At 36.3% G+C, this 15,765-nt stretch carries 14 protein-coding genes; 7 read left to right on the top strand and 7 right to left on the bottom strand.

Annotated features, from left to right (window positions below):
* The first annotated feature begins 10 nt into the window (after positions 1 to 10).
* The 3 genes from AC3QLY_RS14965 to AC3QLY_RS14955 all read left to right on the top strand — a co-directional run bounded on the left by AC3QLY_RS14965 (position 11) and on the right by AC3QLY_RS14955 (position 2,748).
* Positions 11 to 913 (top strand): class I SAM-dependent methyltransferase, encoded by a 903-nt coding sequence (locus AC3QLY_RS14965; protein WP_492989955.1) that lies wholly within the window; start codon positions 11 to 13, stop codon positions 911 to 913.
* Positions 914 to 1,007: 94 nt separating this feature from the next.
* Positions 1,008 to 1,604, top strand: coding sequence for a bifunctional phosphoribosyl-AMP cyclohydrolase/phosphoribosyl-ATP diphosphatase HisIE (gene hisIE, locus AC3QLY_RS14960; RefSeq protein WP_074418297.1), 597 nt, complete (start codon positions 1,008 to 1,010; stop codon positions 1,602 to 1,604).
* 70 nt (positions 1,605 to 1,674) lie between these two features.
* Positions 1,675 to 2,748: a TlpA disulfide reductase family protein gene (locus tag AC3QLY_RS14955; protein ID WP_074420853.1), complete on the top strand. Its 1,074-nt coding sequence runs from the start codon at positions 1,675 to 1,677 to the stop codon at positions 2,746 to 2,748.
* 47 nt (positions 2,749 to 2,795) lie between these two features.
* On the opposite strand, the gene AC3QLY_RS14950 is transcribed toward AC3QLY_RS14955, so the two are convergent.
* The 4 genes from AC3QLY_RS14950 to AC3QLY_RS14935 all read right to left on the bottom strand — a co-directional run bounded on the left by AC3QLY_RS14950 (position 2,796) and on the right by AC3QLY_RS14935 (position 4,769).
* A complete protein-coding gene (locus AC3QLY_RS14950; protein WP_492989952.1) occupies positions 2,796 to 3,161 on the bottom strand; it encodes a Spx/MgsR family RNA polymerase-binding regulatory protein in 366 nt (121 codons plus the stop codon).
* Entirely contained in the window at positions 3,161 to 3,679 is a 519-nt protein-coding gene (locus tag AC3QLY_RS14945; RefSeq protein ID WP_288071098.1) for a hypothetical protein, read from the bottom strand. The genes AC3QLY_RS14950 and AC3QLY_RS14945 overlap by 1 nt, the downstream gene beginning before the upstream one ends.
* Positions 3,680 to 3,728: 49 nt before the next feature.
* Positions 3,729 to 3,911 (bottom strand): hypothetical protein, encoded by a 183-nt coding sequence (locus tag AC3QLY_RS14940; protein WP_218330300.1) that lies wholly within the window; start codon positions 3,909 to 3,911, stop codon positions 3,729 to 3,731.
* Between the two features lie 78 nt (positions 3,912 to 3,989).
* The gene (locus tag AC3QLY_RS14935) at positions 3,990 to 4,769 is read right to left on the bottom strand and encodes a (Fe-S)-binding protein (protein ID WP_074420833.1); all 780 of its coding nucleotides are present in this window, start codon (positions 4,767 to 4,769) and stop codon (positions 3,990 to 3,992) included.
* Between the two features lie 106 nt (positions 4,770 to 4,875).
* On the opposite strand from AC3QLY_RS14935, the gene AC3QLY_RS14930 reads away from it, so the two are divergent.
* Positions 4,876 to 5,511 (top strand): LysE family transporter, encoded by a 636-nt coding sequence (locus AC3QLY_RS14930; protein WP_288071095.1) that lies wholly within the window; start codon positions 4,876 to 4,878, stop codon positions 5,509 to 5,511.
* A gap of 16 nt (positions 5,512 to 5,527) precedes the next feature.
* On the opposite strand, the gene AC3QLY_RS14925 is transcribed toward AC3QLY_RS14930, so the two are convergent.
* Complete coding sequence (locus AC3QLY_RS14925; protein WP_218330302.1) at positions 5,528 to 6,847, bottom strand: 4Fe-4S dicluster domain-containing protein; 1,320 nt, start codon at positions 6,845 to 6,847, stop codon at positions 5,528 to 5,530.
* Positions 6,848 to 7,097: 250 nt separating this feature from the next.
* On the opposite strand from AC3QLY_RS14925, the gene AC3QLY_RS14920 reads away from it, so the two are divergent.
* The 3 genes from AC3QLY_RS14920 to AC3QLY_RS14910 all read left to right on the top strand — a co-directional run bounded on the left by AC3QLY_RS14920 (position 7,098) and on the right by AC3QLY_RS14910 (position 10,218).
* Positions 7,098 to 7,598 (top strand): phosphoribosyltransferase family protein, encoded by a 501-nt coding sequence (locus AC3QLY_RS14920; protein WP_492989948.1) that lies wholly within the window; start codon positions 7,098 to 7,100, stop codon positions 7,596 to 7,598.
* Between the two features lie 64 nt (positions 7,599 to 7,662).
* The gene (locus AC3QLY_RS14915) at positions 7,663 to 9,390 is read left to right on the top strand and encodes a phospho-sugar mutase (RefSeq protein WP_492989946.1); all 1,728 of its coding nucleotides are present in this window, start codon (positions 7,663 to 7,665) and stop codon (positions 9,388 to 9,390) included.
* 171 nt (positions 9,391 to 9,561) lie between these two features.
* A complete protein-coding gene (locus AC3QLY_RS14910) occupies positions 9,562 to 10,218 on the top strand; it encodes a protein-L-isoaspartate(D-aspartate) O-methyltransferase (RefSeq protein WP_074420837.1) in 657 nt (218 codons plus the stop codon).
* 20 nt (positions 10,219 to 10,238) lie between these two features.
* Here AC3QLY_RS14910 and AC3QLY_RS14905 read toward each other — a convergent pair whose 3' ends face one another.
* Together AC3QLY_RS14905 and porW are read right to left on the bottom strand one after the other, a co-directional pair.
* Positions 10,239 to 12,659: a penicillin-binding protein 1A gene (locus AC3QLY_RS14905; protein ID WP_218330305.1), complete on the bottom strand. Its 2,421-nt coding sequence runs from the start codon at positions 12,657 to 12,659 to the stop codon at positions 10,239 to 10,241.
* A 63-nt stretch (positions 12,660 to 12,722) separates the two neighbouring features.
* Complete coding sequence (gene porW, locus AC3QLY_RS14900; protein WP_288071086.1) at positions 12,723 to 15,683, bottom strand: type IX secretion system periplasmic lipoprotein PorW/SprE; 2,961 nt, start codon at positions 15,681 to 15,683, stop codon at positions 12,723 to 12,725.
* Positions 15,684 to 15,765: the final 82 nt, after the last annotated feature.

Here is a 15,765-nt window from a genome sequence, read left to right as displayed (position 1 = left end):
TTTTGATTGAATGAACCACAGAATACACTATACCCATTGTCCTATTTGTAACAATGCATCAATTCAACCTTCCTTTTTTGCTGAAGATTTTACCGTATCGCATGAGCTGTTTGCAATTTGGCACTGCAACCACTGTAATGGCCGGTTTACACAGGATGTACCCGATCTTTCCGCAATTGCTGCCTATTACCAATCGGACAGTTATATTTCGCATAGTGATACCAAAAAGGGGTTCATCAATCAGCTATACCATTCTGTTCGTTCTATTACATTAAAAAGAAAAAGAAATTTTATTGAGCAATTATCAGCCGGTGCAGCCAAAACAATTTTAGATGTTGGCGCCGGTACAGGAGCTTTTGCATTCACTATGCAACAGGCGGGTTGGCAGGTGAGTGGGGTTGAAGTCGATACAGGAGCCAGAAACATTGCAGCCTCAAAATTCAAACTCAACTTTCATTTACCTGAATATTTGTACCAAATTTCTCCGGCATCTTTTCACATTATTACGCTTTGGCATGTTTTAGAACATGTGCATGATTTGCATGGATATATGCAAATTTTTTATCGGTCGTTAACTGTCAATGGCAAATTAGTGATTGCTGTACCTAATTATACATCTTACGATGCAGCTTATTATCAGCAATATTGGGCAGCTTATGATGTGCCGCGCCATTTGTATCATTTTTCTCCGGAAAGCATGGCAGTTTTGGCTGCTCAAAGCCAATTTAAAATTCTACAATACCGCTCTATGCCTTTCGATAGTTTTTATGTGGCTTTGTTAAGCGAAAAATATAAACATGGAAGCACCAACCTTATGAATGCAGGCTGGATAGGTTTACGCTCTGCTTTTAAAATGTGGCAGGATGTTAAAATGTGCAGTTCAGTTATTTATGTATTGGAAAAGCTAAATTAAAACAGCATTTAAGTAAGTTGTTGCATTTTCAATCGGGTATTTATAGGTAATTTTGCAAAGACTGAAAAATAAGATTCATTTAGATAGATTACACATGCAAATTGATTTTAAAAAATACAGTGATGGATTAGTGCCCGCAGTAATTCAGGATTACAATACCCTTAAAGTATTAATGCTTGGGTTTATGAATGAAGCAGCCTACCAGCAAACAGAACAAACCGGAAGAGTAACATTTTATAGCAGAAGTAAGCAACGATTATGGACAAAAGGCGAGGAGAGTGGCCATTTTTTGGATGTAAAGAGCATTACACCCGATTGTGATAATGATACTTTACTTATAAAGGTAATACCCAATGGGCCCGTTTGCCATACCGGTGCCGATACTTGTTGGAGTGAAAAGAACCATTCAGACAATTTTTTATTGTATCTGGAAGAGGTCATTCGTTTAAGAAGTCAGACTTCACCTGAAGTATCTTATGTAGCCCGATTGATAGGAAAAGGCATTAATAAAGTTGCACAAAAAGTTGGCGAGGAAGCTGTAGAAATGGTAATAGAAGCAAAAGACAACAATGAAACACTATTTTTAAACGAATCTGCCGATTTGTTGTTTCATTATTTACTGCTGCTGGCTGCTAAAAATTATTCGTTAAAAGATGTTATAAAAGTGTTGCAGGAAAGACATGCACAATAAATGAAGCATTTCATTCAAATGTTCAAATATATTTTTGTTGGTTAATTTGAATTTTAAAATAAACGCATTTATGCAAAAATTAATTTTATTTATGTTGTTACCTTTTAGTGTTATTGCACAAAAAGGTTTTGTGATGAAAGGTGATGTGAAAGGCTTGAAAGATAGCACGCTGGTATTTTTGGTAAGCGGGGCAACCGGAAAATCAATTGCTGAAGATTATTCAAAAAATGGTCGTTTTACTTTAAAAGGCGATCTTGAAAATGCCGATATCTATCAATTAAATTTTATTGGGTACAATGAAACACCTGAAGTGTTTATGCAGAATGATCAGGTATTTGTAAATGGCGATGTAAAACATTTAAAAGATTTGGTTTTTTCAGGTTCTGCTTTGCAAAACGATTATGTGCAGTATTTAAAAGGATTTAATCCGCTCAAAGAAAAATTAGCCAAATTAGTAACCGCCATTAATGCCGAAAAACCCGGCGAAAAGCGTGACTCACTCATTACTTCTTTTGGGGTGTATAAAAATATGGTGATTCGGCAGGTAGATACCTTTATCAAACAAAAACCTGCATCACAGGTAAGTGCTTTTGTGGTATATGCAGTAAACCCTCTTTTTTCAGGTCCGGATGAATTGGAAAATAAATACAATCAATTGGCACCAACAGCCAAAGATGGTTTTTATGGAAAATTAATTGCTCAAACAGTAGCAGCTGCAAAAGTGGGTGCAATTGGAACTAAGGCCATTAATTTTACACAAAACGATACTGCCAATCAACCCGTATCACTTGCATCTTTTAAAGGAAAATATGTGTTGGTTGATTTTTGGGCCAGTTGGTGCAGGCCTTGCCGTATGGAGAATCCGAACGTTGTTGCAGTGTACAATGAATTTAAAAATAAAAATTTTACCATTTTAGGTGTGTCATTAGATCAACAAAAAGATAATTGGATAAAAGCTATTCATGATGATGGTTTAACCTGGACACATGTAAGTGATTTGCAATTTTGGAATAATGCAGTTGCCCGTTTATACCATATTGAATCCATTCCAGATAATATGTTGATTGATCCCAATGGAATAATCATTGCCAGAGGGCTGAGAAGTGAACAACTGAAACAAAAATTAGAAGAAGTAATTCAATAAATTATTTACCAAATAAACACTATGTTCATTTTTGTTAAAAAAAAGTGCTAATAAGTTTTGGAATTAAAAATTTGCTGATAAAGTGTTTCATTGAATCCTATCACTACAACGGTACCATCTTTTACAATCACCGGTCGTTTAATAATACTGACTGATTGTTGCATGAGGGCTATGGCTTTCTGTTCAGTAGTTATGGTTTCCTGTATGGATGTATCTAATTTTTTCCAGGTAGTACCTTGTTTGTTCAATAAAACAGCCCAACCCACCTGACTGCTCCATTCTTTTAGAACGGATACAGCAATACCCTCTTTTTTGAGGTTATGAAAGGTATGTGGCACATGGTGCACTGTTAGCCAGTTTAATGCCTTTTTTACGGTATTACAATTGGGTATACCATATACCTGATACAACATTATGAAGCGGGTTGGAGGTTAAAGAAACGTTTGCCCAGCCAGCTTTTACCTGCCGGAATTATCCAGTTTTGAATCAGCTCTTTCTTGGTTGCAACCAGATTATTAAAATAAAGGGTATGCTGATTGATAAAACCGTTTTGTATGGCATATTCCAGTTGTGAATAAGGCAATAACTCCACTATGTCTTTAATAATAAAAGCCAGCATCTGGCGGTTAAACAATTGAATGTTGAATTGTTTTTCTATTTGTTGAATAAAGTGCACGCTGAAATCGGTGCTGCAACCACCCACCTGCGTATAGGTTTCATCTGCCATTAATACAATAAACTGGCCGTATAATAAATTGGCATATCCTTTAACCGGATCACCATGACTGCGCCATTCCTTTGTAAAATTTGAAAGCAATGGTTCTAATTGCATGGCCTCCTGAATGGTGAGCAATCTGCTGGATTGATATACCCAAACTTTTGAATGATCTGAAAAATCAGCGGGAATAAAGTTTTCAACTTGCGTATTCATGCTGCAAAATTATTATAACCTGCTCATATTTAAGCCTAAGTATTTTATTTTAACTTTCAGTGTTCTTTCTTTGGGTAAGCACAACATAAAAATAGCCGCCAATACCCGCCACAATTCCTTTAAATAGCATGTTTTCTGTTGAAAATAAAGCATGCACATCCCATTCATGAAATAACCAATCATGTGCTGCATCCATAAACAGCAGTATTGGAAATAAAATGATGGCAGCCATCAAAAATTTTTTAAAATTGAAGTGTAATTACATGAAAGTATGATGAAATGCCTGATAAATGGTTTGCGCTTTGCCTGATTATACCATCGATTGCTCAATTAATTCAGCAATATCTAATACCTGAACCTCTGTTTCCTTTTCTTTGTTTTTTACACCATCAGTCATCATGGTATTACAAAACGGACAGGCTGCTGCAATAATGCTGGCATTGGTTTGCAGTGCTTCTTCGGTTCGTTCTATATTAATTCTCTTATTGCCGGGCTCATCTTCTTTAAACATTTGTGCGCCACCCGCTCCACAACATAAACCCTTACTGCCGCAGCGTTTCATTTCGGTTAGTGCAACATCTAATGCCTCTAAAACTTTTCTTGGGGCTTCATATATGCCGTTGGCACGCCCCAAATAACAACTATCATGGTAAGTAATTTTTTTTCCTTTAAAAGGGCCACCTTCTTTCATCACTATTTTACCGGTATCAATCAGTTGTTGTAAAAAAACGGTATGGTGCACTACTTCATAGCTTCCACCCAATTCCGGATATTCATTTTTAAAAATATTAAAGCAATGAGGGCAGGTAGTCACAATTTTTTTGATGCCATATCCATTTAATATTTGGATATTGTTATATGCCATCATTTGGAATAAAAATTCGTTGCCGGCTCTGCGTGCCGGATCGCCTGTGCAGGCTTCTTCTTTCCCCAGAATACCGAATTGAATATTGAGTTTATTTAAAATAGAGGCAAATGCACGGGTAATTTTTTGTGCCCGAACATCAAAACTGCCGGAGCAACCTACCCAGAATAATATTTCGGGGATGGTTCCATTTGCAGCTAAATCTGCCATTACAGGTACCTTCATACATAACCTTTTTACGAATGTACTGTAAATTTATTTTGAGTGGTTATTTTGAATAAACATGTTATTTTCACTGTTTTAAAAAGCATTACTGTACTAACTTTTTTGCATGCATTTTTTATTTATACTTTTAATGGGTTGGCTTGTTAGTTTTTTGGGTCAATTGCCATTAGGTACCATGAGCATTACTGCTACCCATATTGCTATTTTAGAAAGTTTTAAAAATGCCTGGCGCTATGCCATTGGTGTTGCATTGATTGAAATTCTTTATTTAAGGCTGGTATTGGTTGGTGTACAGTGGATATACGCACACAAATTATTGTTTACTATTATAGGATGGTTAACAGTTGTTTTTTTTCTTTTATTTGCTATTATTAGTTTTGTAATGGTAATTAAAAATAAAGCGAATGAAAAAAACATATTACTGCAAAATAAGTTGAACCGCTTCGTATTAGGCATGAGTATGAGTGCTTTGAATCCGGCACAAATACCTTTTTGGTTTATATGGAGCACCTATCTAATAAATGCAAAAGTTCTGCAAGCAAATACACTTTCATTAAACGTATTTACCATTGGATGTGGCATTGGAACGATTACGGGACTGGCATTTTACATGCATGGTGGCAACTGGCTGATTAAGAAAATGAATGCCGGTGCCCGAACTTTAAATATTATTATGGGTATTGTTTTCTTATTTGCGGCAATGATTCAATTATACAGAATGTTGTTTTTGTCTATGTTGTAATATAATAATAATAACACTAATCTTTGGCCCATTGGTCTCTTTCTTCCGGCGAAAATTTCCAGGGTGCAAAATTATTTTCAATATTGCTGAATGTGCTGTTCCACTCTTGTGGTGCATTGCTTTCTTCCATAATCAGGTATCTTCTCATTTGCAAAATAATATCGAGTGGTGAAATACTTACCGGACATTCTTCTACACATGCATTACAGGTTGTACAAGCTCTTAATTCTTCTTCCGTAATATAATCATGCAGCAATGATTTTCCATCATCCTGCCAGTTTTGCATGGCCTTGCTTTTTTGGCCCACTTGTTCCAAACGGTCGCGGGTTTTCATCATAATCATTCTGGGGCTGAGTGATTTGCCGGTAATATTAGCAGGACATGCGGTAGTGCAACGGCCACACTCTGTACAGGCATAAGCATCTAACAGGTTTTTCCAGCTTAAATCCATCACATCTCTGGCACCAAATTTATGGGCTGTTGCTTGCGGAGCATTGGCAGGTATTAATTCCGGTTGCATGGCATACAGTACCTCTTTTTGAATGTCGGGCATATTGTGCATTTTGCCTTTAGGCTCTAAACTGGCATAATATGCATTGGGGAATGCCAAAAGTATGTGCAAATGTTTAGAATAGGGCAAATAGTTTAAAAATGCAATAATACCAACAATATGCAACCACCAGGCACTTCGTTCAATAGTGGCAAGCTGTTCAGAAGATAGCCCGTTAAAAAGTGATTGCAGACTTCCTGAAAACAAAAAATTACCGGTTAAATGTTCAGCATAATGCCCATAACCCCTGTTTTGCAGGAGGGTATCTGTTGCATTCATGGTGAGGAAGAGACTCATTAATATAATTTCGGTAATTAATATATAATTGGCATCGCTTCTTGGCCATCCATTTAGGTCTTTACTCATGAAACGCTGAATATGTAAAATATTTCTTCTGATAAGAAAAATAATACAAACAGCTATAACGCCAACAGCAAGGCATTCAAATACATTAATCAGCAGTGTATAGATGTAGCCAAGTGGTTCTGCAAAAAGCCTGTGGGTTCCTAAAATTCCATCTAATATAATTTCGAGCACTTCAATATTAATAATGATAAAACCTGCATAAATAATAAAATGCATCACTGCCACTAAGGGGTTTTTAAACATCTTTTTTTGCCCAAATGCTAACAATAAAACATTGCGCCAACGTAATTTAGGCTGGTCGTTTCGAGACTCATCTCTTCCCATTAAAATATTTTTTCTGATATAGATTACTTTTGCAGAAAAAAGATATATGCCTGCAGCCAGTATTAATATGAAAACAAGTTGTGAAATAATATGCATAGTGGTTTTCTTGTAATGCTAAATTAATAGTTAAGTGAATATAGTTAACGCAATAAATCATACATTTATGACAGATAATACAATAATTGGCCTTTCTGGTTCATGAAAGCATTACAGAAATATTTTAAAAAATATTTTTTAGGAAAAGCTAATTCCAACAAATTAATTCGAATTTTGAACAACAGATTGCGTATACAGTTTTTCATAAGAATTGATTGATAAAAATCACAATGCATTAAATTCAGGGCGAATGAAAGAAAAGAAGGAAATATTATCGCAACAAATTATTCAATTCAAATTAGAGCGGCTGGCATTAGAAGTGGCCGAAAATTTGGGGGATGAACCAGAAGATATTGTTTTGATAGGTATACGGAACAATGGCTATATAATGGCAAATATGATGGCTACACTTATGCAACCCTATTTTCAGCAAATAGTGGAAGTAAATGGTATTGCCATGAATAAACAAAAACCTGAAGAAATAAAATTAGATGTTCCATTTTCTGCAAATGGCAAATGTATTTTGTTAATTGATGATGTGGCCAATACGGGCAGAACTTTGTTGTATGCATTAAAACCATTATTGCAACAATACCCTAAACGTATACAAACCATGGTATTGATAGAAAGAATGCATAAATTATTTCCGATAAAACCCGATTATGTTGGCCTTTCTCTTGCTACTACACTTCAGGAACATATTGTTGTGGAAATGGATGATCATCAAATAATAGGAGCTTATTTGTTATAACCCATTTTTTCTATCATAATGCAGCATATTCAATTGCCAAAATTTCATCATTAAAAAATATAACATGGATACAGCTATTTTAGAAAAAGCCCGGAGTTGGGTGAATGGAAATTACGATGCCGATACAAAAAATGCAGTACAGGAATTGATTAACCACCATCCCAATGAGCTGATGGAAGCTTTTTATAAAAATTTGGAGTTTGGTACCGGTGGCCTGCGTGGCATTATGGGTGTGGGTACCAACAGAATGAATAAATATACGGTTGGAATGGCTACACAGGGTTTTGCCAACTATTTGATGAAAACCTATCCAAACCAAACCATACGGGTAGCCATTGCACATGATTGTAGAAACAACAGCCGTTTTTTTGCCGAAACAACAGCACAGGTTTTTGCAGCCAATGGTATTAAGGTGTTTTTGTTTGAAGATTTACGCCCAACACCAGAACTGAGTTTTACAATTCGTTCTTTATACTGTAATGCAGGCGTGGTATGTACCGCATCACATAATCCAAAAGAGTACAACGGTTATAAAGCCTATTGGAATGATGGCGGCCAATTGGTACCACCACACGATAAAAACGTAATTAAAGAGGTGGAAGCCATCCAAAGTATTGATGATGTGAAATGGAGTGGAGGTAATGCCAATATTACCATAATTGGCGCAGAGATGGATCAACAATATTTAAAAATGGTGAAAAGCCTGAGTGTGTATCCGGAAGTAATACAACAGCAAAAAGACCTTAAAATTGTTTATACGCCCATACATGGCAGTGGTATTAAATTAGTACCTGCTGCATTATCGGCATTCGGATTTACCAATGTACATATTGTGGAAGAACAAGCCACACCCGATGGCAATTTTCCTACAGTTGCTTATCCCAATCCGGAAGAAAGTGAAACCATGCGAATGGGCCTTGAAAAAGCAAAAGCATTAGATGCAGATATTTTGTTAGGTACCGACCCGGATGCAGACAGGGTAGGTGTTGGTGTAAAAAACCACAAAGGAGAATGGATATTAATGAATGGCAACCAAACTGCAGTACTTGCTTTTGCATATTTGATTGAAGCTCGAAGAAAAAAGGGAATTGCACAGCCCAATGATATGGTGATCACTACAATTGTAACCACTGAAATGATTAATGAAGTTGCCCGTCAAAATAATGTAGCTTACTACAATGTATTAACAGGCTTTAAATGGATTGCCGAACTAATAAAAGAAAAAGAAGGTAAAGAAAACTATGTAATTGGTGGCGAAGAAAGTTTTGGATTAATGATTGGCAACCAGATACGTGATAAAGACGCCATCAGTGCCGTAGCTTTATTATGTGAAATGGCAGCTTATGAAAAACAACAAGGTAAAACCTTGTTTGATAAATTGATTGAACTGTATATGCAATATGGTTTTTATTATGAAAACCTAATCAGTATTACCAAAAAGGGAATGGATGGCCAGAAAGAGATTGCTGCAATGATGGAAGGTTACCGATCTAATCCACCTAAATTCATTAACAATAGTCAGGTAGTAACATTGTTAGATTATGAATTACAAAAAGGCACTAATTTATTAACAGGTGAGCAATGGGCAATTCAACTACCTAAAAGCAATGTGCTGCAATTTATTACTAAAGATGGCAGCAAAATTTCGGCCCGGCCATCGGGTACGGAACCTAAAATAAAATTCTATTTTAGTGTACATACTACGCTTCCCAATAAAAATGAATTTGACAAAAAGTTAGAAGAACTGAAGCAAAAAATTTCGGGTATCATTGCATCCATGCAATTGTCTTAATACGCTTAACTGCAGCTTTTACAGTGTGAACAAATATTCCATAAAAGTGAAGCAGTTTCTTAAACAACTTTTCTTAAAATGCTGTGCAAAAAAAATGCACGGCATTTTAATTTCCCCATGTAATGAATTTATGCTTTAAAATGTGCCGATACTATTAGCTTTGTATGGTTTATGAGAAAGTTTGAAGATACTTATCGCCACAAAGGACTGCGTAAACAGTTGGTAGAACTGATAAAACAAAAAGGTATTACCGATGAGGCTGTTTTATTAGCGTTACAAAATGTACCACGTCATTATTTTTTAGATTCTGCTTTCGATAAAATTGCTTATGAAGACCGTGCATTTCCCATTGCTGAAGGTCAAACCATTTCTCAACCTTATACAGTTGCATATCAAACACAATTATTACAAATAAAAAAATCGGATAAAGTATTGGAAATTGGTACCGGTAGTATGTATCAGGCTTGTGTATTGGCAGAAATGGGTGCCTGGGTGTATACTATTGAACGGCAGAAAAAAATATTTGATTTAAATAAGCAGTTTAGTTTTAAAAATAAATACCCCAATATCAAATGCTTTTTTGGCGATGGCTTTGAAGGCCTGCCAACTTTTGCACCTTTCGATAAAATTCTCATCACAGCAGCGGCGCCATTTATTCCTCCTAAACTAATAGAACAATTAAAAGTAGGCGGAATAATGGTAATACCTGTTGATGAAGGTGCTTCTCAAAGAATGCTGCGCATTACCAAAGTTTTTGCCGATGCCTGCAAAGAAGAATCTTTTGATTTATTTTCTTTTGTTCCCATGTTAACCGGAAAAAATATTTAAAATTTGTTTTCTTAATTACATTAATGATTTCCTCCTACTTTTTTGGGCAAAATAGCTTTTGGAATGGGTTGCTGATGAGCAGGTAATTTTGGTGTATTATTATTTTTTTTATTGGGAGATAATCCCGGTAATTTATTGGTATCTATTTGTGATTCGGGTGCCAGATCTTCCGGTTTAATATCGGCTGGTACATAATCCTGAGAGGTGCCATTTCCCATTAATTGCTGGTCGCCCTCAACACCAATAGGCACATTGGGTGTGGGATTGGTATAATCCAATTCAATGTCGTTGGCCATACCTTCCGGTTTAGAGAAGTCAACATTTGCATCAATGCCTAAAATGTTTGCATTTTTCAAAACTTTTTCATAAAAATAACCCCAAATAGGCATGGCAGCACGTGCACCCTGCCCATTATAGCTACTACTATTGATGTGTATAAACCGATCATCGCAACCTACCCAGGCACCTGCTAATAATTGCGGTGTGTAGCCCATAAACCAGGCATCGCTGTTATCATTGGTAGTTCCCGTTTTGCCAGCAATATTCCCACTAACATCAAATTGCATTTTAAGGCCACGGGCTGTACCAAATTCAACCACGCCTTCCATCATTTTAATAACAGAATAAGCAGTAATGTCGCTGATAACTTCTTTTCTAATGGGTGCAAAATTTTCCAATACATTGCCATTTCTATCTTCAATACGGGTAATAAATAGTGGTTTTACATTGAATCCTCTTCCCGGGAACATGCTGTATGCCTGCATCATTTCATACAATGAAATTTCGCATGCACCAATAGCAATGGAGGGGTGTGGTTCTATATTGGTTTGTAAGCCGCACTTGTTTTTTAGAAAATCAACAAAACGGATGGCTGCATTATTGCCCTTGGGATCTAACTGCTTCATAATATAAGCAGTGGCACAGTTTCTGGAAAATGCAAGGGCTTGTGCCATAGGAATAGAGGCTCCGGTGCAAGAGGTAGAAGTAGCAGGCACCATTCCATATGCGCCAAAACTTTGTTGAACATCCTGCACAATTGTATTTGGTGTAAAACCGGCATCTTCAATAGCTAAACTATACAATAATGGTTTAATAGTAGAGCCCACCTGCCGTTTGGTATTGTAATTCACATGATCAAACTTGAAGGTTTTAAAATCAATGCCACCTACCCATGCACGAACCTCACCACTTAAAGGGTCTAATGCCATAAAACCGGCCTGCATCATTTGGCGGGAATATTTAATAGAATCCATTGGTGTCATGGTCGTATCTTTTTCCCGGTTATTATTCCAGGCAAAAACCCGCATTTGTGTAGGCACAAAAAATGTTTTTCTTATGTCTGCATCATTCATTCCATCTTTTTTCAAATTACGCCAGCGGTCACTTTGTTTCATGGCCGATTCTAAAATGTTTTGATGCCCATCCCATACAGTTCCTTTTTTTATGTTGGTTTGTTGATTTAAAATTTGCTGCATGTAGCTCATGTGTTTGGCTACTGCTTCTTCGGCATAGATTTGCATACGTGGATTGAGGGTTGTATAAATTCTTAAACCATCTGTATACAAATTATATTCATCACCATTACTTTTTTTGTGGTTTTTGCACCATACTTTCATGTACTCGCCCAGAATCATTCTGAAGTAAGGAGCCAAACCTGTTGTTTCATCTAATTTTTTATAATTTAATTCAATAGGTTCCATTTTAATTTTTGCCGCATCCTGTGCTGTTAAATAACCATTGGTAACCATTCTGTTTAAAACCAGGTTACGGCGTTCTAAAGCCTGTTTGGGATTGCGTCTGGGATTGTATAACGTAGGCGCATTAATCATGCCCACCAAAACGGCTGCTTCATTTACATTTACCCGATCCGGCTCTTTTTGAAAGAAGGTTTTAGCGGCATTGCGAATGCCAAAAACATTATCGCCAAAAGCAACGGTATTCAAATACAAATTAATGATTTCTTCTTTGGTAAAATTTCTTTCCAATTTTACGGCTATGATTGACTCTTTAACTTTTTGTATGGCACGGAGTAAAAAATTTCGGGTTGCCCAGTTTTCAGTAAATAAGTTTTTGGCTGTTTGCATAGTAATAGTACTGGCCCCGCCATCGCGGCCTAATCCTTTTAAAGCACGCAATAAAGAAATAAAATCAATGCCACTATGCTCATAAAAACGCTGGTCTTCGGTTGCCACCAATGCATGAACAATGTTGGGGCTAATATCTTTATAATCAACATTTACTCTATCTTCTAAATAATATTTACCCATTAAGGTACCATCTTGCGCATATACCTGACTGGATAATGAGGCTGAAGGATTTTGAATATCTTCAATAGAGGGCATTTTTCCGAAAACGCCCCAATTACAAAGCAGGAGAAATAAAATAAAAGCAGCAACAGCTATAAAAAAGGCTTTCCAAAATATTTTTACTGAACGCAACATAAACAAGGTATGGTTAAGGTTGTAAAACTAAGCATCTACGGCAGATGTTACCCTGCTAAGTAGTTAAAATTTCTCGGGTAAAGTGTTTTTCATAAACTGAATATAATCTGTAATATTGTTTTTAGTATGCAACAACTGTAAGTTTAAAGGACTAATCATACTAAAAACATATTTATCGGGTTTAAGCCAGGGTATAATTCTACCGGTAGCCATTGGGCGGGTTTTATCTAAATACTCAACTGCATCTCCGGCATTTTCAAATGGGCCAATTAGTACAATTGTGGTTGAATCATTTAATTTTTCTCCGGTAACTTTTAAACGTAGTGTATAAAATTTTTCTAAGTTAAAACGGTAAAATGCATTTCTGGCTTCACTGGCAAAAACGGGATCAACTTTATGTAATATTACCGCAATGTATTGCGAATCGGCCGGATTGAATGCATAATTGTTTACAGCCTGTATTACCGGATTGCTAACGGGTACCTGAACCAATGCAGTGGTATCTAATTGTTTATGGATTTGTGTTGATACAGTATCTACAATTTTTTTAACAGGTGCTTTTGCAATGGTGGCCGGGTGTAGGTCAATATTGCCCACAACATTGTCTTCATTTTTTTCAATCACCAAATTGGTTAAATAATTTTCAATTTCTTTTCTACGTTTTACTACGCTAATGAGGGTATTGGCCATTTCAACCATTGGCGATTGGGGAAACTGGTGTACCAATGCTTCCAAAGTTTGGATGGCAGTACTGTCATTTTTTTGTTTTACATCGTATACGGCCTGAATGTACATTAATTGAGGGCTCCAGTAATTTTCCCCAAATATTTTATCGGCCTGCTCTTTTTCCGCTAATGCCTGCTTAAAATTTCCTTCAATAAACAAATCATAAATATGTTCGTATTGTACCGTTGCTTTGTCTTGAATGGTGGGTTTACCTGTATTCTTTATTTTTTCAGCATAGATGCCATTCGGAAAAGCAAGCATTAATTTTTTCCTTACTGAATCTGATTTTGCCAATAAACCCAATTGGTTGTAACAGTATATCAGATTGAATAAAACGGGCTCTTCATATTTGTTTTCCGGATACAGTTTCATAAGGGTTTCATAAGCATCTACTGCGTCAGGATATTTCTCTAAATCGTTTTGGAAAGTTTGCGCATTTTTATATAAGTCGTCAATAATTGTATTATGTGTATCTCCAATTTGCTTTTCGGTAAGTGGAACATTTTCCAGCATTCCTTTCAAGGTTAAGGCAGTAGAAGCATTGGTTTTAACGGCTTCGGGAGTTGCATTGGCTGTTGTGGTTACATTGTTATTGTTCAACCGCATGCTGTTGTTAATAGCAGATTGACGTTGCCAGTTATCTACATTGGGCCGGTTACCCCATGTTTGTTTAAACTCTTTGTAACCTTGTGTTTTAAGTGCAGTATTGGCAAAATAAAAATCACTGGCACTATTCGTGGTGGTACTGCCAAATAAGCCACTGCTTGCTGCGTTTGTGGTGGAATTGGTACTGCCAAAATCAATTTTTTCCCTTTCATCTGCCAGGCCTTGCTCTTTGCGTAATCGGCGGTATAATTTTTTTACAGCAGCCAGCCGCGCCGCTTCATTCAAATTACTTAGTTGCAATAAACTATCCTGTAATTGGAGCGATGCCAGATTTTTCGTAATAATTTTTAAAGCTTTTTTTCGGTTAGTAATTTCATTTTGCAGGGAAGAATCTAACTGATTAACCTGCACACTGTCATAATATAATGAAGCAAGCGGATATTGGCGGATATTGTAGGCTGTTGATGCCAGTAATAACACACTTTTTTGCTTTTGTGCCGGGTTGTTAACACTGAATGCAATGCTTTTCAATAAATTATTGATACTTTCTTTAAAATGCTGTTGTTTAATTTCAAGCGAAGCTGCAGCATAATAAATAATATCTCGATAATCAGCATATTTATCTCTTCTGGCCAATTGATACAATTGTTTCAAATTGTTTTGCAATGAATGATTGCCATTTGCAGTATCAGAAAGTGCCACAATATTCAGGCGGGCATACACTTCCAGATAGGGATCAATGGTATGATGGATGGCTTTTTCAAATGCCTGGATAGCAGGTTTGTTTTGATGTGCCAATTGAAAAAGCTGGCCGGTTAAAAACTCCCATCTTGCCTGTTCCTGTTTATTGGAAGCTTCTGAAATGGATTTGCTTAAATAGGTAGCAGCACTGTCGTGAATATTTTGTTTATAAAACAAATAAGCTTGCTGCAAAAACAAATCTTTTTCTAATCTTTTCGGAAAGAAGGGATCAGCTTTTAAAATAGCTATTAAACCGGTGGCTTTGTCTAATTGGTTGCTTTCTATATAATTTCTGATTTGCCAGATGAAGCTGTCGTTCCGGGTGGTTGGTTTTTTGATAATTTTTTTCAGCAGACTTCTGTTTTCATTGGTTGCAACGGTAAAAATACCTTGTTGGTTACTTACATTACTACCTATTGGAATATCATATCCATCATCTTTTGGCGCATATATGTAATTGATGTATTGGAAAACAGTTGCGGCAGAATCAAAATTTTGTCGTAGTAAATAAGCTTTGCCCAGCAACAAATAAAAATCATCTACCCAGTCAGATCTTAAATCATGTAACAGAATACCTGCATAACACTTGTAAATAATGGAATCAATATCCCGCTTATCTAAAGCAGTAACCGAAAGGCTGTAATTATAGAATGGCAGAAGTTTACTATAATCATCCGTATGCATTTGTTGTGCCAGTTCAATAATATGGTTTAATTTATTGTTGGCATTAAAAAAATAGTTGTAATGGCTTACCATATCCTGATAAGTACGCTTTACAAATCCTATTTTTTTTTCGCCTGTTTTTTCAGAAGCCAGTTGCCGATCCTGGTATTGAGCGGGTTTTTCTTTATCTAAATTAATGGTAGTATTGGGTTGTCCCCATACCTTGGTCTGGTAAAACAGCAGGGCAGGGAAGAAAAGGAACCACATCAAAAAATACTTCTGCTTCATAGGCATAATTCAACACAAATCTAAACTGTTTAAAAGTACAGTTATTTTCTAATAAATGTGGCAAAACAGCCCTTGTTATGTA

The organism is Hydrotalea sp. GW822-HT8A01 (assembly GCF_058798575.1).
The sequence above is the reverse complement of the archived record's forward strand: the minus strand, read 5'-3'. Positions and strand labels throughout refer to the sequence as shown.

Bases quoted from the DNA above. Each gene is read 5' to 3' on its own strand.
- AC3QLY_RS14965 (WP_492989955.1), top strand. From the start codon at position 11: ATGAACCACAGAATACACTATACCCATTGTCCTATTTGTAACAATGCA.
- hisIE (WP_074418297.1), top strand. From the start codon at position 1,008: ATGCAAATTGATTTTAAAAAATACAGTGATGGATTAGTGCCCGCAGTA.
- AC3QLY_RS14955 (WP_074420853.1), top strand. From the start codon at position 1,675: ATGCAAAAATTAATTTTATTTATGTTGTTACCTTTTAGTGTTATTGCA.
- AC3QLY_RS14950 (WP_492989952.1), bottom strand. From the start codon at position 3,161: ATGTTGTATCAGGTATATGGTATACCCAATTGTAATACCGTAAAAAAG.
- AC3QLY_RS14945 (WP_288071098.1), bottom strand. From the start codon at position 3,679: ATGAATACGCAAGTTGAAAACTTTATTCCCGCTGATTTTTCAGATCAT.
- AC3QLY_RS14940 (WP_218330300.1), bottom strand. From the start codon at position 3,911: ATGGCTGCCATCATTTTATTTCCAATACTGCTGTTTATGGATGCAGCA.
- AC3QLY_RS14935 (WP_074420833.1), bottom strand. From the start codon at position 4,769: ATGAAGGTACCTGTAATGGCAGATTTAGCTGCAAATGGAACCATCCCC.
- AC3QLY_RS14930 (WP_288071095.1), top strand. From the start codon at position 4,876: ATGCATTTTTTATTTATACTTTTAATGGGTTGGCTTGTTAGTTTTTTG.
- AC3QLY_RS14925 (WP_218330302.1), bottom strand. From the start codon at position 6,847: ATGCATATTATTTCACAACTTGTTTTCATATTAATACTGGCTGCAGGC.
- AC3QLY_RS14920 (WP_492989948.1), top strand. From the start codon at position 7,098: ATGAAAGAAAAGAAGGAAATATTATCGCAACAAATTATTCAATTCAAA.
- AC3QLY_RS14915 (WP_492989946.1), top strand. From the start codon at position 7,663: ATGGATACAGCTATTTTAGAAAAAGCCCGGAGTTGGGTGAATGGAAAT.
- AC3QLY_RS14910 (WP_074420837.1), top strand. From the start codon at position 9,562: ATGAGAAAGTTTGAAGATACTTATCGCCACAAAGGACTGCGTAAACAG.
- AC3QLY_RS14905 (WP_218330305.1), bottom strand. From the start codon at position 12,659: ATGTTGCGTTCAGTAAAAATATTTTGGAAAGCCTTTTTTATAGCTGTT.
- porW (WP_288071086.1), bottom strand. From the start codon at position 15,683: ATGAAGCAGAAGTATTTTTTGATGTGGTTCCTTTTCTTCCCTGCCCTG.